This is a genomic window from Cupriavidus sp. DL-D2, from assembly GCF_039710735.1.
GTDB lineage: Bacteria > Pseudomonadota > Gammaproteobacteria > Burkholderiales > Burkholderiaceae > Cupriavidus.
This window is the reverse complement of record NZ_JBDKXK010000068.1, coordinates 1-25,536: the sequence shown is the minus strand read 5'-3', so window position 1 is coordinate 25,536 and position 25,536 is coordinate 1. Positions and strand designations below refer to the sequence as shown.

The 25,536-nt window shown below is 61.7% G+C and carries 22 protein-coding genes and 1 pseudogene; 4 read left to right on the top strand and 19 right to left on the bottom strand.

Annotated elements, in window-relative coordinates:
- Positions 1-2: 2 nt before the first annotated feature.
- The 3 genes from ABDB81_RS25865 to ppsA all read right to left on the bottom strand — a co-directional run bounded on the left by ABDB81_RS25865 (position 3) and on the right by ppsA (position 3,970).
- The gene (locus ABDB81_RS25865) at positions 3-938 is read right to left on the bottom strand and encodes an SPFH domain-containing protein (protein WP_137924612.1); all 936 of its coding nucleotides are present in this window, start codon (positions 936-938) and stop codon (positions 3-5) included.
- Between the two features lie 49 nt (positions 939-987).
- Entirely contained in the window at positions 988-1,413 is a 426-nt protein-coding gene (locus ABDB81_RS25860; protein ID WP_137924611.1) for an NfeD family protein, read from the bottom strand.
- Positions 1,414-1,585: 172 nt separating this feature from the next.
- Positions 1,586-3,970: a phosphoenolpyruvate synthase gene (ppsA, locus tag ABDB81_RS25855; protein ID WP_137924610.1), complete on the bottom strand. Its 2,385-nt coding sequence runs from the start codon at positions 3,968-3,970 to the stop codon at positions 1,586-1,588.
- A 259-nt stretch (positions 3,971-4,229) separates the two neighbouring features.
- Between ppsA and ABDB81_RS25850 the strand changes: the two genes are divergently transcribed.
- Complete coding sequence (locus tag ABDB81_RS25850) at positions 4,230-5,159, top strand: pyruvate, water dikinase regulatory protein (RefSeq protein WP_137924675.1); 930 nt, start codon at positions 4,230-4,232, stop codon at positions 5,157-5,159.
- Positions 5,160-5,248: 89 nt separating this feature from the next.
- Here ABDB81_RS25850 and ABDB81_RS25845 read toward each other — a convergent pair whose 3' ends face one another.
- The 16 genes from ABDB81_RS25845 to rpsB form a co-directional block, all read right to left on the bottom strand.
- Entirely contained in the window at positions 5,249-6,025 is a 777-nt protein-coding gene (locus ABDB81_RS25845) for an RNA methyltransferase (protein ID WP_346813963.1), read from the bottom strand.
- Between the two features lie 8 nt (positions 6,026-6,033).
- The gene (gene rnhB, locus ABDB81_RS25840; protein ID WP_137924608.1) at positions 6,034-6,726 is read right to left on the bottom strand and encodes a ribonuclease HII; all 693 of its coding nucleotides are present in this window, start codon (positions 6,724-6,726) and stop codon (positions 6,034-6,036) included.
- A complete protein-coding gene (gene lpxB / locus ABDB81_RS25835; protein ID WP_137924607.1) occupies positions 6,726-7,934 on the bottom strand; it encodes a lipid-A-disaccharide synthase in 1,209 nt (402 codons plus the stop codon). The genes rnhB and lpxB overlap by 1 nt, the downstream gene beginning before the upstream one ends.
- Before the next feature lie 12 nt (positions 7,935-7,946).
- Positions 7,947-8,750 carry an acyl-ACP--UDP-N-acetylglucosamine O-acyltransferase gene (lpxA, locus tag ABDB81_RS25830; protein ID WP_137924606.1) on the bottom strand — a complete coding sequence of 268 codons (804 nt, stop codon included), beginning with the start codon at positions 8,748-8,750 and terminating at the stop codon, positions 7,947-7,949.
- A 43-nt stretch (positions 8,751-8,793) separates the two neighbouring features.
- Positions 8,794-9,246: a 3-hydroxyacyl-ACP dehydratase FabZ gene (gene fabZ / locus ABDB81_RS25825; protein ID WP_137924605.1), complete on the bottom strand. Its 453-nt coding sequence runs from the start codon at positions 9,244-9,246 to the stop codon at positions 8,794-8,796.
- The gene (gene lpxD / locus ABDB81_RS25820) at positions 9,243-10,352 is read right to left on the bottom strand and encodes a UDP-3-O-(3-hydroxymyristoyl)glucosamine N-acyltransferase (protein ID WP_137924604.1); all 1,110 of its coding nucleotides are present in this window, start codon (positions 10,350-10,352) and stop codon (positions 9,243-9,245) included. Before lpxD ends, fabZ begins: the two co-directional genes overlap by 4 nt.
- Before the next feature lie 51 nt (positions 10,353-10,403).
- Positions 10,404-10,931 (bottom strand): OmpH family outer membrane protein, encoded by a 528-nt coding sequence (locus ABDB81_RS25815; protein ID WP_137924603.1) that lies wholly within the window; start codon positions 10,929-10,931, stop codon positions 10,404-10,406.
- A gap of 20 nt (positions 10,932-10,951) precedes the next feature.
- A complete protein-coding gene (bamA, locus tag ABDB81_RS25810; RefSeq protein ID WP_171020362.1) occupies positions 10,952-13,291 on the bottom strand; it encodes an outer membrane protein assembly factor BamA in 2,340 nt (779 codons plus the stop codon).
- 143 nt (positions 13,292-13,434) lie between these two features.
- Positions 13,435-14,832, bottom strand: coding sequence for an RIP metalloprotease RseP (gene rseP / locus ABDB81_RS25805; RefSeq protein WP_137924601.1), 1,398 nt, complete (start codon positions 14,830-14,832; stop codon positions 13,435-13,437).
- Between the two features lie 41 nt (positions 14,833-14,873).
- Positions 14,874-16,052 (bottom strand): 1-deoxy-D-xylulose-5-phosphate reductoisomerase, encoded by a 1,179-nt coding sequence (gene ispC / locus ABDB81_RS25800; RefSeq protein WP_137924600.1) that lies wholly within the window; start codon positions 16,050-16,052, stop codon positions 14,874-14,876.
- A gap of 25 nt (positions 16,053-16,077) precedes the next feature.
- Entirely contained in the window at positions 16,078-16,899 is an 822-nt protein-coding gene (locus ABDB81_RS25795; protein ID WP_137924599.1) for a phosphatidate cytidylyltransferase, read from the bottom strand.
- A 45-nt stretch (positions 16,900-16,944) separates the two neighbouring features.
- A complete protein-coding gene (locus tag ABDB81_RS25790) occupies positions 16,945-17,715 on the bottom strand; it encodes an isoprenyl transferase (protein WP_346813962.1) in 771 nt (256 codons plus the stop codon).
- A gap of 51 nt (positions 17,716-17,766) precedes the next feature.
- Positions 17,767-18,327 carry a ribosome recycling factor gene (frr, locus tag ABDB81_RS25785; protein ID WP_137924597.1) on the bottom strand — a complete coding sequence of 187 codons (561 nt, stop codon included), beginning with the start codon at positions 18,325-18,327 and terminating at the stop codon, positions 17,767-17,769.
- Between the two features lie 109 nt (positions 18,328-18,436).
- On the bottom strand, positions 18,437-19,147 hold the full coding sequence (gene pyrH / locus ABDB81_RS25780; protein ID WP_137924596.1) for a UMP kinase: 711 nt from the start codon (positions 19,145-19,147) through the stop codon (positions 18,437-18,439).
- Positions 19,148-19,452: 305 nt separating this feature from the next.
- Positions 19,453-20,331 carry a translation elongation factor Ts gene (tsf, locus tag ABDB81_RS25775; protein ID WP_137924595.1) on the bottom strand — a complete coding sequence of 293 codons (879 nt, stop codon included), beginning with the start codon at positions 20,329-20,331 and terminating at the stop codon, positions 19,453-19,455.
- 165 nt (positions 20,332-20,496) lie between these two features.
- Positions 20,497-21,240 carry a 30S ribosomal protein S2 gene (gene rpsB / locus ABDB81_RS25770; protein ID WP_137924594.1) on the bottom strand — a complete coding sequence of 248 codons (744 nt, stop codon included), beginning with the start codon at positions 21,238-21,240 and terminating at the stop codon, positions 20,497-20,499.
- Positions 21,241-21,585: 345 nt separating this feature from the next.
- Between rpsB and map the strand changes: the two genes are divergently transcribed.
- The 3 genes and pseudogenes from map to ABDB81_RS25755 all read left to right on the top strand — a co-directional run.
- Positions 21,586-22,404, top strand: coding sequence for a type I methionyl aminopeptidase (map, locus tag ABDB81_RS25765; protein ID WP_137924593.1), 819 nt, complete (start codon positions 21,586-21,588; stop codon positions 22,402-22,404).
- A 78-nt stretch (positions 22,405-22,482) separates the two neighbouring features.
- The gene (locus tag ABDB81_RS25760) at positions 22,483-25,056 is read left to right on the top strand and encodes a [protein-PII] uridylyltransferase (protein WP_346813961.1); all 2,574 of its coding nucleotides are present in this window, start codon (positions 22,483-22,485) and stop codon (positions 25,054-25,056) included.
- 36 nt (positions 25,057-25,092) lie between these two features.
- Positions 25,093-25,536 (top strand): annotated as a pseudogene (locus tag ABDB81_RS25755) (16S rRNA pseudouridylate synthase); the annotation flags it as partial.

Here is a 25,536-nt window from a genome sequence, read left to right as displayed (position 1 = left end):
CTTCAGATCTTCGTCCCACCCTGCGACTTCACGATCTGCAATGCGGTCGCAACCATGCTGCTCATATCGCCCAGGTTACCGGGAACAATCAGCGTATTGCCCTGCTTGGCGAGGTTCGCGAAGGCTGCCACATATTCCTCGGCCACCTTCAGGTTCATGGCCTCCACCCCACCTTCGCTCCGAATGGCATGGCCGATCTTTGCAATCGCCTGAGCATTGGCCTCCGCCACTGCCAGAATGGCGTTCGCCTCGCCCTGCGCCTGGTTGATAGCAGCCTGCCTTTCCCCTTCGGACTTCTGAATGGCTGCCTCTCGGGCACCGGACGCCAGGTTGATCTGCTCCTGGCGCTTACCTTCCGATGCTGCGATCAACGCTCGCTTCTCGCGTTCAGCCGTGATCTGGGCCTGCATCGCATGCAGGATCTCCTTGGGCGGCGTCAGATCCTTGATCTCGTACCGCAGTACCTTCACCCCCCAGTTTGCTGCAGCCTCATCGAGCGCATTGACCACGCTGTGGTTGATGAAATCGCGCTCTTCGAACGTCTTGTCGAGTTCCAGCCGGCCAATCACGGAACGCAGCGTCGTCTGCGACAACTGCGTAATCGCCACCACAAAGTTGCTGGAACCGTACGACGCCTTCATCGGGTCCGTCACCTGGAAGTACAAGACCCCGTCGACTTGCAACTGCGTGTTGTCCTTGGTGATACACACCTGGCTCGGCACATCGAGCGGGATTTCCTTGAGGATGTGTTTGTAGGCAACGCGATCGACAAAAGGCACCACGATCGACAGGCCCGGCGTCAGGGTCGCATGGTAACGGCCCAGTCGTTCCAGTACCCAAGCGTGCTGCTGCGGCACGATCTTGATGGATTTTGCGATCAGCACGATCGCACCAACAAGCAGAATCAGCGGAAAAAGGCCAAGCTGGAAAGCAGACATCAACAAAACTCCCGTCAAAGAAAAAAGCCGGCACCCATGGCCGTGAGATCTACCGTGGCGACACGATCAACGTAGTGCCCCGTACTTCCACGATCCGATATCGTCCCGGCGTCGGAACACTCCCCGGCGCCAGTTCCACGGTCCAGTCAGCGCCGCGGTATGGCACCCGGGCTCGACCGAAGCCATCCCAGGCGCCTACATCCAGTTCCTGCCCAATATCCAGGTTGACGTTTGGATCGGTGCCCGGCTCCCTGCGCCGCAAGCGGCCATAGCGCGTACGTCGCAGCGCCGCTATCGCAATGACCGCAACGACGGCAGCCACTACGGTCTGCAGTGGCACGTCCAGGCCCAACATGGCAGCAACACCCCCTGCCACAACTCCGGAAGCAATCATCAGCAGATAGAACGTGCCTGTGGCCATTTCCGCGATGATCAGAATCACCGCAGCAGCAAACCAAACGTAATACGGCGTCATCCCGCTCCTTTCCATTTCACAAAACGCCAACCCGAAAAACAAAAACCCCCGCCAAACGCCTTCGGCGTCTGCGGGGGCAGTAGGAACACCTGCCGCAGGGCCGGTGCCGCACGACGCCGGTTCAGGACCGGCGCCAATTTGTTGTCATGTCGCTATTGTGACGTGTAATGCCTCACGAAGCCAGCTGCTTCCAGGTTTCGACCACAGAATCAGGATTCAGCGAGATGGACTTGATGCCTTCCTGGGCCAGCCATGCCGCGAAGTCCGGGTGATCCGAAGGACCCTGACCGCAAATACCGACATACTTGTCCAGGCGCAGCGCCGTGGAGATGGCGCGTTGCAGCATGAAGCGCACGGCCGGATCGCGTTCGTCGAAATCCTTGGCCAGCAATTCCATGCCCGAGTCGCGGTCCAGGCCCAGCGTGAGCTGCGTCAGGTCGTTCGAGCCAATCGAGAAACCATCGAAGAACTGCAGGAATTCCTCGGCAAGAATCGCGTTCGACGGCACCTCGCACATCATGATGATACGCAGGCCGTTCTCGCCGCGCTTGAGACCGTGCTTGGCGAGCAGGTTGATCACGCGCTCGGCCTGGCCCAGCGTGCGCACGAACGGCACCATGATCTCGACGTTGGTCAGACCCATTTCGTCGCGCACGCGCTTCATGGCCTTGCATTCCATCTCGAACGCTTCCGCGAAGTCTTCCGAGATGTAACGCGACGCGCCACGGAAACCCAACATCGGGTTCTCTTCATCCGGTTCGTAGCGCGACCCACCGATCAGCTTCTTGTACTCGTTCGACTTGAAGTCCGACAGACGCACGATCACAGGCTTCGGATAAAACGCTGCGCCGATCGTGGCCATGCCTTCGGCCAGCTTGTCGACGTAGAACGCGCGCGGACTCGCGTGGCCACGTGCCACCGACTCCACGGCCTTCTTCAGGTCGGCATCGACTTGCGGATAGTCGAGGATCGCCTTCGGATGGACGCCGATGTTGTTGTTGATGATGAATTCCAGGCGGGCCAGACCCACACCTTCATTCGGGATCTGTGCGAAATCGAAGGCCAACTGCGGGTTGCCGACGTTCATCATGATCTTGGTCGCGATTTGCGGCATCTCGCCGCGCTGGACCTCGGTCACCTCGGTTTCGAGCAGACCATCGTAGATCCGGCCTTCGTCGCCTTCTGCGCAGGAAACGGTCACGAGGGTGCCGTCCTTCAGCAGATCGGTCGCGTCGCCGCAACCCACCACGGCCGGCACGCCCAGTTCACGCGCGATGATCGCGGCGTGGCACGTACGGCCGCCACGGTTCGTGACGATTGCCGCGGCGCGCTTCATCACCGGTTCCCAATTCGGGTCGGTCATGTCGGCCACCAGCACGTCGCCCGGCTGCACGCGTTCCATTTCGGACGGATCGTTGATGACGCGCACCGGACCCGTGCCGATCTTCTGGCCAATCGCGCGACCGCTCGTCAGCACGGCGGACGTGCCCTTGAGCTTGAAGCGTTGCTCGGCCTTGCCAGCCGACTGGCTCTTCACCGTTTCCGGACGCGCCTGCAGGATGTAGATCTTGCCATCCTTGCCGTCCTTGCCCCACTCGATGTCCATCGGGCGGCCATAGTGCTTCTCGATGGTCATCGCGTAGCGCGCCAGCTCGCTGACATCTTCGTCGGTGATCGAGTAGCGGTTGCGCAGTTCGGGCGGTACGTCCACGGTCTTCACGCGGCCAGCTTCGCCGGGCTTCGTGAACTCCATCTTGATCAGCTTCGAGCCAATCGAGCGGCGGATGATCGGGTAGTGGCCGGCTTGCAAGGTCGGCTTGAAGACATAGAACTCGTCCGGATTCACGGCGCCCTGCACCACCGTTTCACCCAGGCCGTAGCTCGACGTGATGAAGACCACGTCCGGGAAACCGGATTCGGTGTCGATCGTGAACATCACGCCCGAGGCGGCCAGATCCGAGCGGACCATGCGCTGGATACCAGCCGACAGCGCCACGACGTCGTGGGCAAAGCCCTTGTGCACGCGGTAGGAGATCGCACGGTCGTTGTACAGCGACGCAAATACGTGCCTGACCTTGTCCAGCACGTCATCGATACCGCTGACGTTCAGGTACGACTCCTGCTGACCGGCAAACGATGCGTCGGGCAGGTCTTCGGCCGTGGCCGACGAGCGCACGGCGAACGACGCCTCGGCACCTTCGCGCGCCGATACGCGCGCGTAGTGCTCGCGGATCTCGGCGTCGAGACGGGGCTGGAACGGTGCAGATGCCACCCAGCCGCGGATTTCCGCGCCAGCTTCGGCCAGCGCCTTGACGTCATCGACGTCAAGCGTCTTCAGACGTTCCGAGATACGCGCGGTGAGATTGTTGTGTTCGAGAAAATCGCGAAAGGCCAGGGACGTGGTCGCGAAGCCGCCGGGTACGCGTACGCCGGCGTTGGCGAGTTGCGAGATCATTTCGCCGAGCGACGAATTCTTGCCGCCGACGATCTCGACATCCTGCATGCGCAGTTCTTCAAACGGCAGCACGTAGGCGCCGTTATCTACCTGGTTGGTCATAAAAGCCTCAAAACAAAGTAAGAAATCTTTTGCACCGACCGGTATGTTGTTGATGTTCTGTCCCCGGCGGATCGCTTGGCTGAGCAATTCCGGCTGCAATCGGCAACTTCCGATGCTGCACCGCACATTGTCGACAATCGGGCCCCGGATCGTTGCCTGATCGACGTTGGCGGAATTGCTTAGCCAAAAGATCGCCGCTATTCTACCGTGCCGCATCGCACTTTCGCGCGGCGGCCGTCTCAAAAATAATTGTCCAGACATGTCCCTGCCTGACGCGCCTGACGCATCGCAACCCGCCTCCGCCCCAGCCACTGACACCGCGCCGGCTGCCAGCGCTGTGCAGCCCGCAGCCCCCGCGACAGCGGATCGCCCTGCTGTACGTACGGTCTTTATCGTTTCCGATGGTACCGGCATTACGGCCGAAACGTTCAGCCACTCGATTCTCGCGCAGTTCGAGATGCGCTTCCGCAAGGTGCGGATGCCGTTTGTGGACACGCCGGAAAAGGCACATATCGCTGTCAGCAAGATCAACGAGGCCTTCTACAACGAGGGCGTACCGCCCATCGTCTTCACCACGCTGGTCAACTCCGACTCGAACAAGGCGATACGCCGCGCCAAGGGCATGATTCTTGACATGTTCCAGACCTTTATCGAGCCTCTCGAGAAGGAACTGGGGCTGAAATCCACCCACGCGATTGGCCGGTTCCATCAGAATGCCGACACCGAGGCCTACAAGAACCGCATCGAGGCGATCAATTTTTCGCTTGCCCATGACGACGGCCAGTCCCACAAGAACCTGGCAGAAGCTGATGTCATCCTGGTGGGCGTTTCCCGTAGCGGCAAGACCCCTACCAGCCTGTACCTGGCCATGCAATATGGCCTCAAGGCCGCGAACTACCCGCTGATTCCGGACGATTTCGAACGAGGCAGGCTTCCCTCCGCGCTCTATGCCTTCAAGGCCAAGATCTTCGGCTTGTCCATCGATCCACAGCGACTGACCGAAATTCGCAACGAACGGCGCCCGGGTAGCAAGTACGCGGCTGTGGAAAACTGCCGCTATGAAGTCAACGAGGCGGAAGCCATGATGCGCCGCGAGGGCATCAAATGGCTGTCGTCAACGCACAAGTCGATTGAAGAGATTGCGACAACGATTTTGCAGGAGATCAAAGTCGACCGCGATAACTACTGATTTGCGGGCATCTTTGAGAATCGTCCAATAGGCATACGGCAGTCATGAGGGCAGGATGAAGTCATCGTCCAAGCACAGCAAGTAGCAACTCAGCGCCGTTGCCGCACCGCTTCAAACAGGCATATTGCCGTGGCGGCAGCTACGTTCAGAGACTCCAGCCCACCTGGCTGTGGAATACCGACCGTGCGGGTAACCCGCTCCATCCACTCCGCGCTCACTCCTGCCCCTTCATTGCCGACAATCCAGCCAACGGGTTGGCGCAGATCGGTATCGAAAACGGCAGCATCGGCGTGGGAAGACGTCGCGAACAGTGGGACTGACAAGCGGCTGGCAAGCATGTCCAGCGTGCAGTGCTCGACGATATTGAGATGGAAGTTGGCACCCATACCAGCCCGCAGCGTCTTGATCGACCAGGCAAAGGCACAGCCGGTGGTCAGGAATGCATGAGCGATTCCCGCTGCAGCGGCACTTCGCAGGATGGATCCGACATTACCCGCATCTTGTACGCCATCGAGGATGACGCAATCTGTATCGATTGTTGCCGGCAGATGGCCCGCAGGCGTCTCGATGACAAACAGTAGATCGATACCGTTGGCCACGCTGCTGATCTGCGCAAACAACGTATCTGCAAGCATGACGACGCGCTCCGGCTCGATGCGCTCCAGCAGAGAGCGCACTTCGGAATGATCGTAGTGACGCTCGCTCACGACGCAACTGACCGGCTGCCCAAGCGCGGCGACATAGGCATCGGCCAGATGAACACCGTCCAGTACCGACTGGCCGGCCTTCCGGCGCTGATGCGTGGAGCCGACCAGGGCCTTCAGGTGCTTGAACAGCGCGTTATCGCGCGAAGTGACGTGCTTCAAGGAAAATCTCAGAAAGGCGGCGTTTCGTCGGTAACGGTATGGGCCACGGTGGCCGCCCGCTCACGTTCGAGTGCCTGCCGAACGGGCGCAAAGGAGCGCCGGTGATGAGGCGTTGCACCATGCTTGTCCAGCGCGGCAAAATGCTGTGGCGTCGGATAACCAAAATGGCTGTCGAATCCGTACTCCGGATACTTGGCGTGCAGTTCGAGCAGATTGCGATCGCGTGCCACTTTCGCCAGGATCGATGCAGCGGAAATCGCGCGAACCTTGGCGTCTCCCTTGACAATCGCCTCGACGGGGAACGGCACCTCGGGGCAACGATTTCCGTCGACCTGCACAAGATCGGGAATCACTCCGCTGGCGGCCAAGCCCTGCACGGCCCGTCGCATGGCGAGCATCGACGCGTGCAGGATGTTGATCGAGTCGATTTCCTCGACAGTGGCGAATGCGATATGCCAGCCCAGCGCATGCTCGCAAATCCGTTCGAAAAGCGATTCCCGCTTTGCTGCAGTCAGGATCTTGGAATCTGCCAGCCCACGAACCTGACGCGCGGGATTCAGGACAACCGCCGCAGCGTAGACCGGGCCCGCCAACGGGCCCCGACCGGCCTCGTCCACGCCACACAAACGCTGCACAACCGCTACCGTCTGTGTCAGATCCAGTCCGATTTGCGTGGAAGTGCCTGCCTTGGGCCGGGCCATCAGCGCACTCCCCGACTGTGCATCAGGTCGACTACCACTCCCGAAGCCAGATTCGCCGTGTCGCGCTTCAGCGTGTGATGCATTGCGGTGAAGTGTTCGCGCAGGAAGGCCACGTTGCCCTCGTCATTGAGTTGGAGCAGCGTTTCTCGTGCCAGCGCATCCGGCGTGGCATCGTCCTGCAACAGTTCGGGCACGACGAAACGTCCTGACAGAATATTAGGCAGTCCCACGTACGGCAGATAGCCTTGCCGTTTCATGATCTGCGCGGTCAGCCAGGGCACCTTGTAGGAGATAACCATCGGCTTCTTGTACAGGGCTGCTTCCAACGTGGCCGTGCCACTGGCCAGCAACACTACATCCGACGCCTCCATTGCCAGATGCGACTGACCATCCACAACTTGAATATCCAGCTCGGGATGCTGGTTGTGAAGACCTTCGATAATGTCGCGCAGTGCAGGACTGGCTGCCGGCACGACAAACGCCAGGTTACCGTCCATGCGATGCATCCGTGCCATGGCCTCGAAAAATGTCGCGCCAAGATTGCGGACTTCCGATTGGCGGCTGCCCGGCAGCACCGCGACGATGCGCTTGCCGGCCGGCAGGCCCAGCTTCTCGCGCGCGCCAGCCACATCCGGCACCATCGGGATGACGTCGGCAAGCGGATGGCCGACGTAAGTCGCCGGAATCCCCGCCTTGGCGTAAATCTCGGGCTCGAAAGGGAACAAGCAGAGGATGTGATCCACCGCGCGGGCGATAGTGCGGATACGACCGCCTCGCCACGCCCAGATCGAGGGACTCACGAAATGCACGACCGGAATGCCAGCGCGACGCAGTGGCACCTCGAGCCCGAAATTGAAATCGGGCGCATCCACACCGATAAAACACAGCGGGGGCTGGGCAATCAACTGTTCGCGAATCGCGCGACGCGTGGCAAGAATCTCTCGCAGCGAGCCCAGCACTTCCACGTAGCCGTTGACCGACAGCGTATCCATCGGCCAGTGCGAGACGAACCCTTGCGCCATCATGCGCCGCCCGCCGATGCCTGCATAGCTGACTGACTCGCCGAGCCGGGCTTGCAACCCCTCGAGCAACAGCGATGCGAGCAGATCGCCCGACGCCTCGCCGGCGACCATGGCAATCGTGCCTCGCTTGTTCCTATCCGCAGCCCCTTCGACGGGAAGCGCGGCCTGTACGGCAGCCTCGACCATGTGCAGCCGGAATCAGCGAACGATGCCGCGCTGGGTGGCGGCGAGGAACTCCACGAACGACTTCAGCGGCGCAGCGGTTGCGGCATCCGTTTGCCCGAGCATCGCGGTGATTTCATTACGCGCATCGTCGAAGCTCAGATCTGATTTGTACAGCAGCTTGTATGCCTGGCGCAGCGAGGCAATCTGTGCGGCGTCGAAACCACGACGACGCAAACCTTCCACGTTGACACCGTGCGGCGTGGCCTTGTTGCCGTTCTTGTCGCTGGCCGCGATCACGAACGGCGGCACGTCCTGAACGAGCGCCGAAGCGCCACCGAGCATGGCGTGCGCGCCGATGCGGACAAACTGGTGGACTCCGCTCATGCCGCCGAGAATTGCCCAGTCACCCACTTCCACGTGGCCGGCAATCTGGGCATTGCTCGAGAACACCGTATGGTTGCCCACACGGCAGTCATGCGCGATGTGGACATAGGCCATGATCCAGTTGTCATTGCCGAGGCTGGTCAAGCCACGATCCTGCACGGTTCCGGTATGGATCGTCGTGAATTCGCGGATGGTGTTGCGATCGCCGATATCGAGCCGGGTCGGCTCGTTGGCGTACTTCATGTCCTGCGGGACGCCGCCCACCGAGGCATACGGGCCGATGCGGTTGTCCGCGCCGATGGTCGTATGACCCTCGACCGTGGTGTGCGCGCCAACCCGTGTACCGCTGCCGATGCGTACATTGGGTCCGATGATGGAAAATGGGCCGACTTCGACATCGGCAGCCAGTTCAGCCTTCGGATCGACCAGTGCGGTAGGATGGATTTGCGTCATACGTCGTGTCCTGTTCTTGCGGTTGTGCCCGGAGTCGGGTCAATCAGGCGTCGGCCTGCTTGACCGTACACATCAGCTCGGCCTCGCAGGCAACTTCACCGTCCACAGTGGCGTTGGCCTTGAACTTCCAGATGCCGCGAATGTAGCGTTCCACGGTCACATTCAGGTGGAGTTGATCGCCGGGGTACACCACGCGCTTGAAGCGCGCGCCATCGATGCCGACGAAGTAGTACAGCGAACCTTCCTTGCGCTCCATGTCCGCGCCAAACGTCAGCAGCCCGGCCGACTGGGCCAGCGCCTCCAGGATCATGACCCCGGGCATGACCGGTTGTTCCGGGAAATGTCCCATGAAGTACGGCTCGTTGATCGTCACGTTCTTCAGGGTCTTGATGCGCTTCTGCGGCTCGAACTCGAGCACCCGGTCGACCAGCAGGATCGGGTAGCGATGCGGCAGCAGCTTCAGGATCTTGCGGATATCGATATCGGAGGCTGTCATGATGATCTCTCTTCGTCTTGTTTGTTGCTATTGGACCCGGCCGGCGTGCCGCGCAGGCGGCGTTCCAGCTGTACCACGCGTTCGCGCAGCTTCGACAAGCCGCGTACGATGGCGGCATTGCGTTCCCATTCACCATGCGAAGTAAACGGAAACACGCTGGTGAAATGCCCACCGGGTTTTGTAATCGATTTGGTAATCGAGGTGCCGCCGGACACGGTGGTCCGGTCAGCGATATTCAGATGGCCGGAAAAATTCGCTGCGCCGCCGATCACGCAGAACTTGCCGATCCGGGTGCTACCCGAAACGGCCGCCGTACCCGCAATCACGGTATGCGCGCCCACATGCACGTTGTGCGCGATCTGTACCTGATTATCGATCTTGCACCCGTCCTCGATCACCGTGTCGGCCATGGCGCCACGATCGACGCACGTATTTGCGCCGATCTCAACGTCATTGCCCAGTATCGCGCGTCCAACCTGCGGAATCTTGACGTACTCCACTCCAGCCGGACCGATATCGGGCGCAAAGCCGAAACCATCCGCGCCAATGACCGCCCCGCTATGCAGGATATTGCGCGCGCCCACTACGCAACGATGATAGACAGAAACGTTGGCATAGATGAGCGTATCTTCGCCAATCTCGGCGCCTGCGCCGATAAAGGCATTTGCCAGGATACGCACCCGTTCGCCAAGTCGGGCACCAGCCTCGATCACGACATTCGGGCCGATAAAGCACGATGCCGGGACCACTGCGTCTGACGCCACCGTCGCGCGCGGATCGATACCCAATCGCGGGTCCGCATTGGCCGCACGGTCGAACCGTTGCGCAACGCGGGCGAAACAAACGTAGGGATTGCGTGCGACCAGCCAGTTACGGCCTTCGGCATGGCCTTCCGCATGGATGCGGTCCAGATCCGTCTGTGAAACGATCACGGCACCGGCCTTCGACGCGAGCGCCTGGGCCTGGTAAAGCGGATTGGACAGGAACGACAGGTCGCCGGAACCGGCCTGGTCGAGCGGCGCGAGACCGCTCACGGGCAGGTCGGGATCACCCACAACCTGCGCGCCGTATTCGGTGGCGAGCTGACCCAGTGTGGGTGTCTGCATGGCGGTACTTCCTTGAAAAACGAAAACGGTGATCGACGCGGGCGACGCTGCTTACTTCGCGCCGGCGTTCAGCGCCTTCATCACGTCATCCGTGATATCGATGCGAGGATTCACGTAGACCGCTTCCTGGACGATCAGGTCGTACTTGCGCTGCTCGGCCAGTGAACGAATCACGCGGTTCGCACGTTCCAGCACCTGCGCCAGTTCCTCGTTACGGCGCTGGTTCAGGTCTTCACGAAACTCGCGCTGCTTGCGCTGGAACTCGCGATCCAGATCGGCCACTTCGCGCTGACGACGCTGACGGTCTGCGTCTGCGAGTACGGCGGTGTCCTTGTCGAGCTTGTCGGCCATGCCCTTGATCTTCTGGGCCATGTCCTGCAGTTCGCGATCGCGCTTCGAGAATTCCTGCTCGAGCTTGACCTGTGCAACCTTTGCCGGCTGCGAATCACGCAGGATACGCTCGGAGTTCACCGCGGCAATGCGGGTTTCCTGCGCCATTGCCGGCGCCGCCGCGCAAAGGGCCACTGCGGCCAGAGCAGCCGCGCTCAGGGATTTCATCAGTGGAGTGTGGAGTTTCATCAAGCAAATCCTTCTGGGGATCAGAACGCGGTACCGATCTGGAACTGGAACCGCTGAACCTTGTCGGTCTCGTCCTTCTTCAGCGGGAAGCCCATGCTGACCTTGAGCGGACCAATCGGCGACAGCCAGGACAAACCAAAGCCGGTAGAGTACTTCAGGTCGCTGAAGGTAATCGGGGCGCCTTCCTGATAGACGTTACCAAAGTCGAAGAACGTGAACAGCCGCAGCGTGCGGTCGACACCCGAACCGGGCAGCGGGAACACGAATTCCACGTTACCGATCAGCTTCGACGCACCACCCACCGGGTTGCCGTTCTGGTCCTTCGGACCCAGCGTGCTGGTCTGGTAACCACGCACCGAACCGATACCGCCAGCGTAGAAGTACTTGAACACCGGGAACGGCGTATCGCCGTAGCCGTGACCATAGGCCACTTCACCGTTGAAAGCCAGTGTGAATGCTTTCGACAGCGGGTAAAAATACTGCTGCTGGAAGCTGGCGCGATAGTACTGGGTATCGCCGCCCGGCACACCGACTTCGAGGTTGGCCTGGGTATAGGGTCCCTTCGTCGGGATCAGTGCGCTGTCGCGACGGTCGCGGGCCCAGCCAATCGTGAACGGGAAGTTATTGATCGGATCGCCGCTGTTCTTGCCGATCTTCTGCAGCCAGGCCGCATATTGGCTAGGCGTGTTCGACGACGTATAGACCTGGGTCCGCTCGTAGCCGATACCGAAGAACACCGTATCGTTCTCGGAGAACGGCACGCCGAACTTGAAGCCACCACCGGCCGAGACGATCTTGTAGTCCTGGTCGCCCGTGTAGTACAGCGGACGCGACGTACGGTAGTAAATATCGGTCGAGCGGCTAATGCCGTCCACCGTGAAGTACGGGTCATACTGCGTCAGCGCGATCGTACGGAACGACTTCGCCGTGTTCACGTCGAGGCCAAGGCTGGTACCCGAACCGAACACGTTGTCCTGACGCAGGCCAGCTTGCAGCACGAGCTTGTCGGTCGACGAAAAACCCAAGCCCAGGCTGATCTGGCCAGTCGGCTTTTCGGTCACGTTCACGTTCACGTCGACCTGGTCGGGCGCACCCGCCACGTCTTCCGTGGTGATATTCGTGTCCGTGAAATAGCCGGTCCGGTTGATACGAGCCTGCGACTGCTGCAGCTTCTCGCTATCGAACCACGAGCTTTCCATCTGGCGCATTTCGCGACGCACCACCTCGTCCCGCGTCTTGCTGTTGCCCACCACGTTCACGCGGCGCACATAGACACGGCGGCCCGGGTCGACCATCAGGGTCAGCGCAACTTCACGCTTTTCCTTGTCGATCTGCGGCTGCGGGTTGATCGTCGTGAAGGCATAGCCATAGGTACCCAGCAGGTCCGTGATGGCCTTCGTGCTGGCGGTCAGCTTCTCGGACGAGAAGATGTCGCCCTTCTTGAGCTTCAGCAGCTTCTCCATCTCGTCCTGCTTGCCGAGCAGTTCGCCAGCGAGACGGATATCGGAGACCTTGAACTGCTCCCCTTCGCTGATATTCAGCGTCAGGTAAATATCCTTCTTGTCCGGGGTAATCGACACCTGGGTCGATTCGATCTGGAATTCCAGATAACCGCGGTTCAGGTAGAAAGAGCGCAGCGCTTCCAGATCGGCCGTAAGCTTTTGCTTCGAGTACAGATCGTTCTTCGTGTACCACGACAGCCAGTTCGGCGTGGACAGCTGCATTTCATCGCGCAGCGTACCTTCCTTGAAAGCCTTGTTGCCGACAATATTGATCTGGCGGATCTTGGCGACCGGACCCTCTTCCACGTTGAACACCACGGACACGCGATTGCGGTCAACGGGGGTCACGGTGGTCTGAACGTCGGCAGCATAGTAGCCGCGCGCCACGTACTGGCGCTTCAGCTCCTGCTCGGCCTTGTCGATCAGCGCCTTGTCGTAGTAACGCGCTTCGGCCACGCCAACGGCACGCAACGAGCGGCGCAGCGTGTCCTTGTCGAATTCCTTGATGCCGACGAATTCAAGCTGGGAAATCGCCGGACGTTCCTCGACCTGCACGACCAGCACGCCGTCTTCGGCGCGGATCTGCACGTCCTTGAAGAAACCGGTATTGTAGAGCGCACGAATTGCGTCGGCGCCCTTGTCGTCGGTAAATGTTTCACCAACGCGGACAGGCAGATAGCCAAATACGGTACCCGGTTCCACGCGCTGCAAGCCTTCAACGCGGATATCCCTGACCACGAACGGATCTGCGGCCCAGCCCGCCGGGCTCCACGCAGCAATAATGGCACTCGTCAGCAAGCCCAGCGAGATGCGCTTATTTCTGATCAAAGTCGATCCCCTCTTCCTCATCGATTTCATGCAGGGTATTGGCTCCAGTGCCGGCTCCAGCGTTGTTGGTACACCAGTGCAACTACGCCGGCACAACTGATCCTCTCCGGTGGAGAAACTCCTCCCGGAAAAACGACCGCCCCCGGCCGACAGGCGTTTCCAGCTGCGCGAATCTAGCCGCGCGCGAGAAACAGTCGGCTGACGTCATTAAATAATGCGAGTGAAGTCAGGAGCAGGATGCACGCGATGCCAACCTTCTGCAGCATCGCTTGCCAGTGGTCTGGTACAGGCTTGCCAGTCAAAAATTCCACGCAATAATACAGCAAATGCCCCCCATCCAGCACCGGAATAGGTAACAAATTCAGTACACCAAGACTGACACTGACCAAGGCCAGAAAACTGACGAAAGGCTGCCAACCCATGTTCGCGGCCCGGCCGGCGTAGTCCGCAACCGTCAGCGGACCGCTCAGATTCTGCAACGACGCCTGCCCGACCAGCATCTTGCCGAGCAGCTTGAGCGACAGCGTACTGGTACTCCAGACCTGGTCTGCGGCGCGGGCAAGCGCCTGAGTGACCGGGTAACGCACCACCTCGGTCTGCACCGCCTGGTTCAACGCTGCACCGAGCTTGCCGACCATGGCTGCCGGCTGCCCGTCCGCAGCAGGCTTGCCCCCGGGCGCGGCATCCAGCTTCACGACCAGATCGGACCGCTGCCCGTTACGCTCGATACCCAGTGTCACGTCCTGCCCCGGGCGGGCGCGGACGCCACGAATCAGTTCGCCGGCCTGGGTCAATGGTTGGCCCTGCCACGTCGTGATCGTGTCGCCGGCCTGAAGGCCAGCCCGCTGGGCGGCTGAATCCGGCACAATTTCCGTAACCTTGACCGGTCCGCCCTTGAGCGCCAGTCCCAGCGTGGCCAGTGGATCCTGCTCCGGATTGCCACCCGTATCGGGTAGGCGCCCAAGCTGGATATCGCGCTCGGTGCCATCGGTGCCGCGTACATGCAATACCGCGCGGGCGTCACCGAAACCCTGGGAGAACACTGCCATGCGCAGGTCATTCCACGACTGCACGGTCTCGGTTGCGCCGTTCGCCGTCAACGACAGCACACGGTCGCCATCGCGCACGCCGGCCTGTGCGGCCACGGTGGCGTCGGCTGGCGCTGCCAGCACCGGCAACGGTTCGCGCATGCCGCCCGCGAACAGCACGACATACAGCGCGATAGCCAGCGCAAAGTTGGCCAGCGGCCCGGCGGCCACGATCACGAACCGCTTGCCTACCGACTGACGATTGAACGCACGCGACAACTCGGCGGCGTCGATGGGCGGATCGGTTTCCGGATCGCGCTCACGCTCGTCAAGCATCTTGACATAGCCGCCCAGCGGAATCATCGCCAGCGTCCACTCGGTCTTGTCCCGTCCCTTGCTGACCCAACGTGCCAGCGGCCGCCCGAAACCAATGGAGAAACGCAGGACCTTTACGCCGCAGGCACGCGCAGCCAGGTAGTGCCCCATCTCATGGACAAAGATCAGGACACAGAGGGCGACAACGAATGCGATGACGGTTTGCATGGTAAATCACCCTTTTTCAGATCCGGCTGCGCCGTGATCGATCAATGCGTGGCCAGTTGTGTGAGCAGTGCCGTCGCTGCCCGGCGCGCTTCGGCGTCGGCGGCGAGCACATCGTCCAGCCTGTCAGCGGAGCCTTGCACGGGCTGATCAAGCACCCCATCGACTACGCGAGCGATATCGGTAAAGCGGATATCTCCGGCCAGGAACGCGTCGACAGCGACCTCGTTCGCGGCGTTGAGCACTGCTGGCGCCAGGCCACCGGCGCGCAGTGCATCGAAGGCGAGGCCCAGACACGGAAAACGCTCGAGATCAGGCGTCTCGAAATGCAGTCCGCCGGCAAGGGTGAGGTCCAGTGGCGTGACACCCGAATCGATCCGCTCCGGATACGCCATGCCGTAGGCGATCGGCGTGCGCATGTCTGGATTACCCAACTGCGCGAGAACCGAACCATCCGCGTAGGCCACCATCGAATGCACGATGCTCTGCGGATGGATCAGTACCTCGATCTTGTCCGCAGGCGCACCGAACAACCAGTGCGCCTCAATGACTTCGAGGCCCTTGTTCATCATCGTGGCCGAATCGACCGAGATCTTGCGCCCCATCACCCACTTCGGATGCGCACAAGCCTGGTCGGGCGTGATGTCATGCAGCGTGGACGGGTCGCGCGTGCGGAACGGGCCACCCGAAGCCGTCAGCAAAACCTTGGACACGCCCATGCCATAACGGGGATCGCTCGTCGGCAGACACTGGAAGATCGCGTTGTGTTCGCTGTCGATCGGCAGCAGCGTGGCGCCGTGTTCGCGCACGGCATCCATGAAGATGCTACCCGACATCACAAGCGATTCCTTGTTCGCCAGCAGCACGCGCTTGCCCGATCGGGCGGCAGCCAGCGAGGAGCGCAGCCCCGCCGCTCCCACGATTGCCGCCATCACGGCGTCGGTGCCGGCGTCGGAGGCAATCGATTCGAGCGCTTCGGGCCCGTGCTCGACCTGGGTATCGAGACCCGCGCTGCGCAACAGAGATTCCAGTTCGCGCGCCGCCTCGGGTGAACCCACTACCGCACGCGCCGGACGGAATTCCTTGCAGGCAGCGGCCAGCTTGTCCACCTGACGATGGGCGCTGAGCGCATGCACCGTGTACCGGTCCGGATGACGGCGCACGACATCGAGCGTGCTTTCGCCAATGGAACCCGTGGCGCCCAGAATCGTAATGCGTTGCATAGAACCCGTGAAACTCAAAGTTTGATCAGACCCACGATAGCAGCAGCGCCGCCAGCGGGAACACCGGAATCAGGGCGTCGATGCGATCCAGCACGCCCCCATGGCCGGGAAGCAGACGACTGCTATCTTTCATGCCCACCTGCCGCTTGAGCAGCGATTCGAATAGATCGCCGACCACACTGGCAGCCACAAGCAGCGTGGTCAGCACAGCCAGCAGACCCAGGCCACCCTTGTCGGCGATCGTCGAATACCAGGTCGGCGCAAACGCATGGCTAGCTGCCAGCCCCAGTGCCACGGCCATTGCCAACAACCAGCCGCCAATCGCTCCTTCCCAGGATTTGCCGGGACTGATGGTCGGTGCCAGCTTGCGACGGCCAATTGCCTTGCCCACGAAATATGCGCCGATATCTGCCGCCCAGACCAGCACGGCGGCCGTGAGCAACACGCCCACTCCGGCAAAGCGCAGCCCCATCGTCGCATGCCCGAAAGCCGGCAGCATGATCAGGCCGAGTACCGCACCCAGCACGGTGAATCCCGGAGAAGCCTTGCGCACGCCACGCGCCAGCAGCACCAGCGCAACGCCCCAGGCTACCAGCGACGCCTTGAGCAGCCACTCGACGGACCCTGTATCCGCGGTCAGGAAGGCGCCAAGCAGCACCGCCAGGCACGCCATCGCATACGCATACGGCCATGGCCCACGCAGCCCGATCAGCCGCCCGAACTCCCACCCGGCAAGCGCAACGATCACCACGACGAGCGCGCCGAGCGCAACGGGTGGCGCCAGGAACAGGATGGGCAGGATCAACAACAACAGGCATACGGCGGTGATGACGCGGGTAAGAAGCATGCGGCTGCGGTTTCCCGTTGTTGTGAAAGATGGTTCGGACCGGTATCAGGCCGTGCCGGACAGACCCGGCGCCACCAGCTGCGCGCTGGTCCTGCCGAAACGACGCTCGCGCTGACGGTACGAGGCAAAAGCCTTGTCGAGCTCGGCGGCGTCAAAATCTGGCCAGAAGGTATCGGTGAAGTACAGCTCGGAATACGCGAGCTGCCAAAGCAGGAAATTGCTGATGCGCTGCTCGCCACCGGTGCGAATGAACAGGTCCGGCTCCGGTGCATAGGCCATGGCCAGGTGCGGTGCCAGCACGGACTCGTCGATCGTTTCGGTATCGAGCATGGGCGAGCGTGCCAGCATCTTGCGCATTGCCTGGAGCAGATCCCAGCGTCCGCCGTAGTTGGCGGCGATGGTCACGGTCAGGCCGGTGTTAGATGCCGTGCGGGCTTCGGCGTCCTTGATGAGTTGCCGGATGCGCGGGCTGAACCGGTCCAGGTCACCCACGACCCGCAGGCGGATATTGTTGGCATGCATCTTGACCACTTCGCGGCGCAGAGCGGTCATGAACAAGCGCATCAGGAAGGACACCTCGTCGGCGGGACGGCGCCAGTTCTCTGAACTGAATGCAAACAGCGTCAGGAACTGCACACCACGCGAGGCACATGCCTGCACGATGTCGCGCACCGTATCCAGCCCGCGCGTATGGCCAGCCACGCGCGGCAGATGACGCTGCGTCGCCCAGCGACCGTTGCCATCCATGATGATGGCAACGTGGCGAGGCACATAAGTAGTATCGGGAACGCCGAGCGTCGAACTGATATGCTGCATGGATGCGTGGACGATGCGGAACGATCCCGGCGCCCAGGCGCCGGGACGGCCTTACACCGTCATGATTTCCTTCTCTTTCTCGGTCACGAGCTTGTCGATTTCGCCGACGTACCTGTCCGTCAGCTTCTGGACTTCTTCGGTGCCACGACGTTCGTCGTCTTCCGAAATCGTCTTGTCCTTGACGAGCTTCTTGAATTGCTCGTTGGCGTCGCGGCGCAGGTTGCGCACGGCCACCTTGGCGCCCTCGGCCTCGCTCTTCACCACCTTGATCAGTTCCTTCCGGCGCTCTTCGGTCAGGGCTGGCATCGGCACGCGAATCACGTCACCCATCGTGGCGGGGTTCAGGCCCAGGTCCGCATCGCGGATAGCCTTCTCGACGGCCTGGACCATCTTCTTTTCCCACGGCTGCACGGTAATGGTGCGCGCATCGCCCAGACCAACGTTGGCCACCTGGCTGATGGGCACGGGCGAGCCGTAGTAATCCACCTGCACGTGATCGAGCAGGCCGGTGTGCGCGCGGCCGGTGCGGATCTTCGCCAGATCGGTCCTGAAAGCTTCGATGGACTTCTGCATCTTCTGCTCGGCGCTCTTCTTTGTGTCGGCGACGGTCATGTTTACCTCCGGGAAACTACCAGACAGGATCCCGCCCAGGCGGGATCGAAAATGAAACATTCTACTCTGAGGTCGGGCCGAATCCGTATTCTGACGCGGCCCCGACTGCTCAAACGTGTACTAGCGTACCTTCGTCGTCACCCAGGATCACGCGCTTGAGCGCTCCCGGCTTGACGATCGAGAACACCTTGATGGGCAGCTTCTGGTCACGGCACAACGCGAAGGCGGTAGCGTCCATGACCTGCAGGTTGCGGGAGATGGCCTCATCGAACGTAATCGTGGCGTAGCGCGTGGCGCTCGGATCCTTCTTGGGGTCCGCCGTGTAGACGCCGTCCACCTTGGTGGCCTTCAGCACGATCTCGGCGCCGATTTCCGAGCCTCGCAGCGCTGCTGCCGTGTCAGTCGTGAAGAAGGGATTGCCCGTGCCAGCGGCAAAGATCACGACCTTGCCCTCTTCGAGCTGACGGATGGCGCGCGGACGGATGTACGGTTCGACCACCTGATCCATGCGCAGTGCGGACTGCACACGGCCTTCGATGTTGGCGTGGCGCATGGCATCCTGCAGCGCCAGCGCATTCATCATCGTGGCCAGCATGCCCATGTAGTCGGCCGTGGCCCGGTCCATGCCGGCTGCACCCCCGGCCACGCCGCGGAAGATGTTGCCGCCGCCGATGACGACGGCGACCTGGACACCCAGCTTCACGATTTCGGCAATGTCATTGACCATGCCCTCGATGGTGGCACGGTTGATGCCGAATGCATCGTCGCCCATGAGGGCTTCGCCGGACAGTTTCAGAAGGACGCGCTTGTAGGCTGGCATGGTCACCCTCGGGCTGGTTCTTGATCGCTCGTTTGAACGGATGGATGGGCGCGGGCGGCACAAGGCTTCTGCGCACCGGCCGCGCATGAATTTGGAAAAACTGGACAACTGGATAGCCGGTTTTCGCGGTCATCTGCCGGCAACGTCCTTTAAAAAGACGCGCAGAGGCCGGTGACCGCGAAAACTGACTGTACGGCGCACATCGCGTGCCGTACTTGTGCAGAGGGGCACCTTGCGGCGCCCCTCGGCATTATACGGTGACCGGGCCAACCTCCCGGAGGAGAAACGGCTCGATCACCTGGACATCAACCCTTCTGGGCGGCAGCCACCTGGGCGGCCACTTCAGCAGCGAAGTCGTCCTGCTTCTTCTCGATGCCTTCACCCACCACGTACAGGGTGAAACCCTTTACGCTGGTGTTGTTGGCCTTCAGCATCTGTTCCACGGTCTGCTTGTCGTTCTTCACGAACGGCTGGTTCAGCAGCGAAACTTCCTTCAGGTACTTCTGAACCGAACCCTCGACCATCTTGGAGACGATCTCGGCCGGCTTGCCCGATTCGGCAGCCTTCTGCTCGGCGATGCTGCGCTCCTTGGCGATCAGCTCGGCGGGCACTTGCTCCGACGACAGCGAGACCGGCTTCATGGCGGCCACGTGCATGGCCACATCCTTGGCCGACACTTCGTCGCCGTCGAACTCGACCATCACGCCGATGCGCGTACCGTGCAGGTACGAAGCCAGCTTGCCGCCATTGGCGTAGCGCACGAAGCGACGGACCGTCATGTTCTCGCCGATCTTGCCGATCAGGGCGGCGCGCACGGCATCAACCGTCGAGCCGTCCATTTCCAGAGCCAGCAGGGCTGCCACGTCGGCCGGGTTCTGCTTGGCCACCAGTTCGGCAACCTTGGCACCGAAGCCCAGGAAGTCGTCGTTCTTCGACACGAAGTCGGTTTCGCAGTTCAGTTCGACCAGCGCACCCGTGGTGCCGTCGATAAACGTCGTCACGATGCCTTCGGCGGTCACGCGCGAAGCAGCCTTGCTGGCCTTGTTGCCCAGCTTGACGCGCAGCAGCTCTTCAGCCTTGTCCAGGTCGCCGTCGGCTTCCGTCAGGGCCTTCTTGCATTCCATCATCGGCGCGTCGGTCTTTGCGCGCAGTTCTGCAACCATGCTTGCGGTAATAGCCGCCATTTGTCACTCCTTGATTGGTTGGCTTCATCCGGGGCGAATCGTATCCGCGGCGGATGACAACTGAAATCTGTTTGCAAAAAGGGGGCGCCCGAGTGCCCCCTTTTTTGTTGCCGCACAGCAGGCGCCGGTGGCCGGTGTATCCCGGCCTCAGGCGCGAGCGGGCAATCAGCCTTCCTGGACTTCGACGAATTCGTCGTCGCCGCGAGCGGCTTCCACCACTTCCTGAACCGCGTTGGCGCGGCCTTCCAGGATGGCGTCAGCCACGCCGCGCACGTACAGGGCCACAGCCTTGCTCGAGTCGTCGTTGCCCGGGATCACGTAGTCGATGCCTTCCGGCGTGTGGTTCGTGTCAACCACGCCGATCACGGGGATGCCCAGCTTGTTGGCTTCCGTCACGGCGATCTTGTGGTAGCCGACGTCGACCACGAAGATGGCGTCAGGCACGCCGCCCATGTCCTTGATGCCGCCGATGGACTTTTGCAGCTTGTCCATTTCGCGCTCGAACATCAGCGCTTCCTTCTTGCTCATGGTTTCCAGCGCGCCAGCTTCCTTGGCGGCTTCCATGTCCTTCAGGCGCTTGATCGAGATCTTGACGGTCTTGAAGTTCGTCATCATGCCGCCGAGCCAGCGGGCGTCGACGTAGGGCATGCCAGCGCGGCCAGCTTCTTCAGCCAGAATTTCGCGCGATTGACGCTTGGTACCCACGAAAAGCACGGTGCCGCGGTTTGCTGCCAGTTGGCGCACGTACTTCAGCGCGTCCTGGAACATCGGCAGGGTCTTTTCGAGGTTGATAATATGGATCTTGTTGCGGTGACCGAAGATATAGGGGGCCATCTTCGGGTTCCAGAAGCGGGTTTGGTGGCCAAAGTGGCAACCGGCTTCCAGCATTTCGCGCATGGTCACGGACATGTGAGGTACTCCAAAAGGGTTGGTTTCTGAAGTCCGCCCCGACATTCCTGAAAAGGAACACCCCGGATGGGCGGACCAGCGATTTACTAAAAGAATCTTTGCTACAAGAATTCCTGACCGGCAGACCGTTTCCGGTGACTCACCAAGTAAGCCCGCGATTGTAGCAACAAAGTGGCGATCCGCTCAAGCCCCCCAGGCATGACCGCAAAGCGCCCCCCACACCACGCCGCCACGGGAACACACCCACCAATTCCCTGCTTTCCGCGCACGAAGGTGAGATAATCCCGATTTGCGAACATTCCGACGCGGCCGGTGGCTGGGTCATCACATTTCAGGCGAAGCAGCATGAGTATCCATATCAACACCGCCGAAGACATCGCCCAGATGCGCGTGGCTTGCCGCCTTGCCTCCGAAGTCCTCGACTACATCACACCCTTCGTGAAGCCCGGCGTCACGACCGGCGAAATCGACAAGCTCTGCCATGCATACATGCGTGACGTGCAGGGCACGGTGCCAGCGCCGTTGAACTACGCGCCCCCGGGCTATCCGCCTTTCCCGGGCGCGATCTGCACGTCGGTCAATGACGTGATCTGCCACGGCATCCCCGGTGACCGCGTGCTCAAGAGCGGCGACGCGGTGAACCTGGACATCACGGTCATCACGAAGGAAGGTTACTACGGCGACACGAGCCGCATGTTCGTGGTCGGCGAAGCATCTATCCTGGCGAAGCGGCTGGCCCAGATCACCTACGAATGCATGTGGAAGGGTATCCAGCAGGTACGCAATGGTGCGCGCCTTGGCGACATCGGCCATGCGATCCAGGTGCATGCCGAAGGTGCTGGCTACAGCGTCGTGCGCGAGTACTGCGGCCACGGCATTGGCAAGGTGTTCCACTCGGACCCGCAGATCCTGCACTATGGCCGTCCCGGTACGGGCATGGAGATCAAGACCGGCATGATCTTCACGATCGAGCCGATGATCAACGCCGGCAAGCGCGATATCCGCACGATGCCGGACCAGTGGACCGTCAAGACGCGCGACCGCAGTCTGTCTGCGCAATGGGAACATACGATCCTCGTCACGGAAACCGGCTACGAGGTGCTGACGAAATCCGAAGGCACGCCGCTGCCGCCCGCGTTCATCACGGAAACCGTCGCAGCCTGATCCGCAACAATCGCCAGGGCGCCCACCGAGGCGCCCTTTCTTCTTCCAGCCGTGCCCACGCCCCTCCTCCAACCTCCCATGGACACCACGCCGGAACTGCTGCTGTGCCAGCGCATTCGCGACCGCCTCAAGGCTGACAAGCAGGCATTGTTCGCGGAGTTCGACGCAAACAATCAGGTCGCGCCGCTGGTCACGCGACTGCGCCGTGCCGTCGATGCCGCGTTGATCGAAGCATGGACGGGTCTCGGGTTGCCTGACGATACCGCGCTGATCGCCGTGGGGGGCTATGGCCGCGGCGAGCTCTTCCCGCATTCGGACGTCGATGTCCTGCTGTTGCTGCGCGACGAGCCGGACTCCGACACGGCCACGCGGCTCGAGCGCTTTATCGGACTGTGCTGGGATCTTGGTCTCGAAATCGGCTCGGCGGTACGGACGGTCGACGATTGCATCCGTGAGTCGGAAGCCGACATCACCATCCGCACGTCGCTGCTCGAAGCTCGCCTGCTGACCGGCAACAGGGCGCTCTTCAGGGAAATGCAGGCGCGCTACCTGGCCGACATGGATGCGGGCGACTTCTTCCAGGCCAAGCTGCTGGAGCTACGCCAGCGCCATGCCAAGTACCAGGACACGCCTTACGCACTTGAGCCGAACTGCAAGGAAAGCCCGGGCGGCCTGCGCGACCTGCAGGTGATCCTGTGGATGACCAAGGCGGCTGGCCTGGGCGATAGCTGGAAGGAACTGTTCGAACGTGGCTTGTTGACCGAGCGCGAATCGCAGGAGCTGGCACGCAACGAACGTCTGCTCCGCACCATCCGCGCACGGCTGCACCTGCTGGCGGGACGACGCCAGGACGTGCTCGTCTTCGACCTGCAGACGGCACTGGCCGAATCGTTCGGCTATCGGCAGACCACCGCCAAGCGCGCCAGCGAGCAGTTGATGCGCCGCTATTACTGGGCAGCCAAGGCAGTGACGCAACTCAACAGCGTGCTGCTGCTGAATATCGAGGCCATGCTGTTCCCGAGCGAGTCTAAGGTCACGCGAGTGATCAACGATCGATTCGTGGAACGCCAGGGCATGCTGGAGATCACCAGCGACGATCTCTACGAGAAGAATCCGCACGCAATCCTGGAGACGTTCCTGCTGTACGAGCGCACGCCGGGCGTGAAGGGCCTGACGCCACGCACGCTGCGCGGGCTCTACAACGCGCGTACGGTCATGGATGCAAGCTGGCGCAATGATCCCGAGAACCGCCGGCTCTTTCTGGCCATCATCCAGGAGCCGCAGGGCATCACGCACGCACTGCGGCTGATGAACCAGACCAGCGTGCTGGGTCGCTACCTGATCAACTTCCGTCGCATCGTCGGACAGATGCAGCACGACCTGTTTCACGTCTACACGGTGGATCAGCACATCCTGATGGTCGTGCGCAACATGCGCCGGTTCGCCATCGTGGAGCACACGCACGAATTCCCCTTCTGCAGCCAGTTGATGGCGAGCTTCGATCGCCCATGGGTGCTGTGGACGGCCGCGCTGTTCCACGACATCGCCAAGGGACGCGGCGGCGATCACTCGAAGCTGGGCACGGTGGATGCGCGTCGCTTCTGCAAGCAGCACGGCATCTCGCGCGAGGACACGGACCTGATTGCGTGGCTGGTCGAACATCACCTGACGATGAGCCATGTGGCCCAGAAACAGGACCTGACCGACCCCGACGTGGTCAAGGCATTCGCCCAGGTGGTGGGCAACGAGCGCTACCTGACGGCGCTGTACCTGCTGACCGTGGCCGATATCCGCGGCACGAGCCCGAAGGTGTGGAATGCCTGGAAGGGCAAGCTGCTGGAAGACCTGTACCGCATCACGCTGCGCGTGCTCGGCGGCGCGCGGATCGATCCGCATTCCCTGTGGGCGCAGAAGCGCGACGACACGATCGCCCAGCTCCGGCTGAACGCGTTCGACCCGGAGCAGGCCAAGCCGCTCTGGGACAAGCTCGACATGTCGTTTTTCATGCGTCACGACGCGCGCGACATCGCCTGGCTCACGCGGCACCTGTACAACAAGGTGAACAGCCCCGATCCGGTGGTCAAGGCGCGCGTCTCGCCGGCCGGCGAGGGTCTGCAGGTGGTGGTCTACGTGAAGGACCAGCCCGATCTGTTCGCGCGCATCTGCGGATACTTCGAGCGCAAGGCATTCTCGATCCAGGATGCCAAGATCGAGACCACGCGCGACGGATATGCGCTGGACACGTTCCAGATCACGGACCCCGGTCTCGATGGCGACTATCGTGACATCCTCGCGCTGGTGGAGCACGAACTCGCCGAGCGCGTGCGGCTGGAGTGCCCGCTGCCCGAAACCACCCAGGGACGTCTGTCGCGCCAGTCGCGCAGCTTTCCGATCAAGCCGCGCGTGGACCTGCGTCCCGACGAGCGCGGCCAGTACTACCTGCTGTCGGTGTCCGCCAACGACCGCACCGGCCTGTTGTACGCCCTGGCTGGCGTACTGGCCAAACATCGCGTGTCCGTGCATTCGGCGCGCATCAATACGCTCGGCGAACGCGTGGAAGACGTGTTCCTGGTCGATGGCTCGCGCCTGACCGCCGACAACCGATTGCAGATTCAGCTTGAACAGGATTTGCTCGACGCACTGGACATCTGATCCTCCGATGTCCCGCGCGCGAGCGTTTGGAACGATATGACCGATAGCAACTCCCCTCCCCGCAAGACGCTGGGTATCAAGACCCCCTCCTCCACCTCGGACGCGCCGCGCAAGGCGACCCGTCCCGTGCGCGTGTCCGACCTGAACCGCAAGCGCGTGCAGGATGTGGTCACCGGCATCAAGCAGGCAAAGGAGCGCGCTTCCGAAAAGGGCAAGCGCAAGGCACCGGCCGAGGGCATGCAGCGCGCCGAACGCGCGGAGCGCCCGGCACGCCCTGCCCGGCCGCGTCCGGCCGATGGCGAACGCGCACCGCGCCGCTTCGGCGACGAGGATCGCGCGCAACGTCCGCGTCGTTTCGATGATGAAAGCCGTGCTGAACGTCCGCGCCGCTTTGAAGGCGAGAACCGCACCGAGCGTCCGCGACGCTTCGAAGGCGAGAATCGTCCGGAACGTCCGCGTCGTTTTGAAGGTGAGAACCGG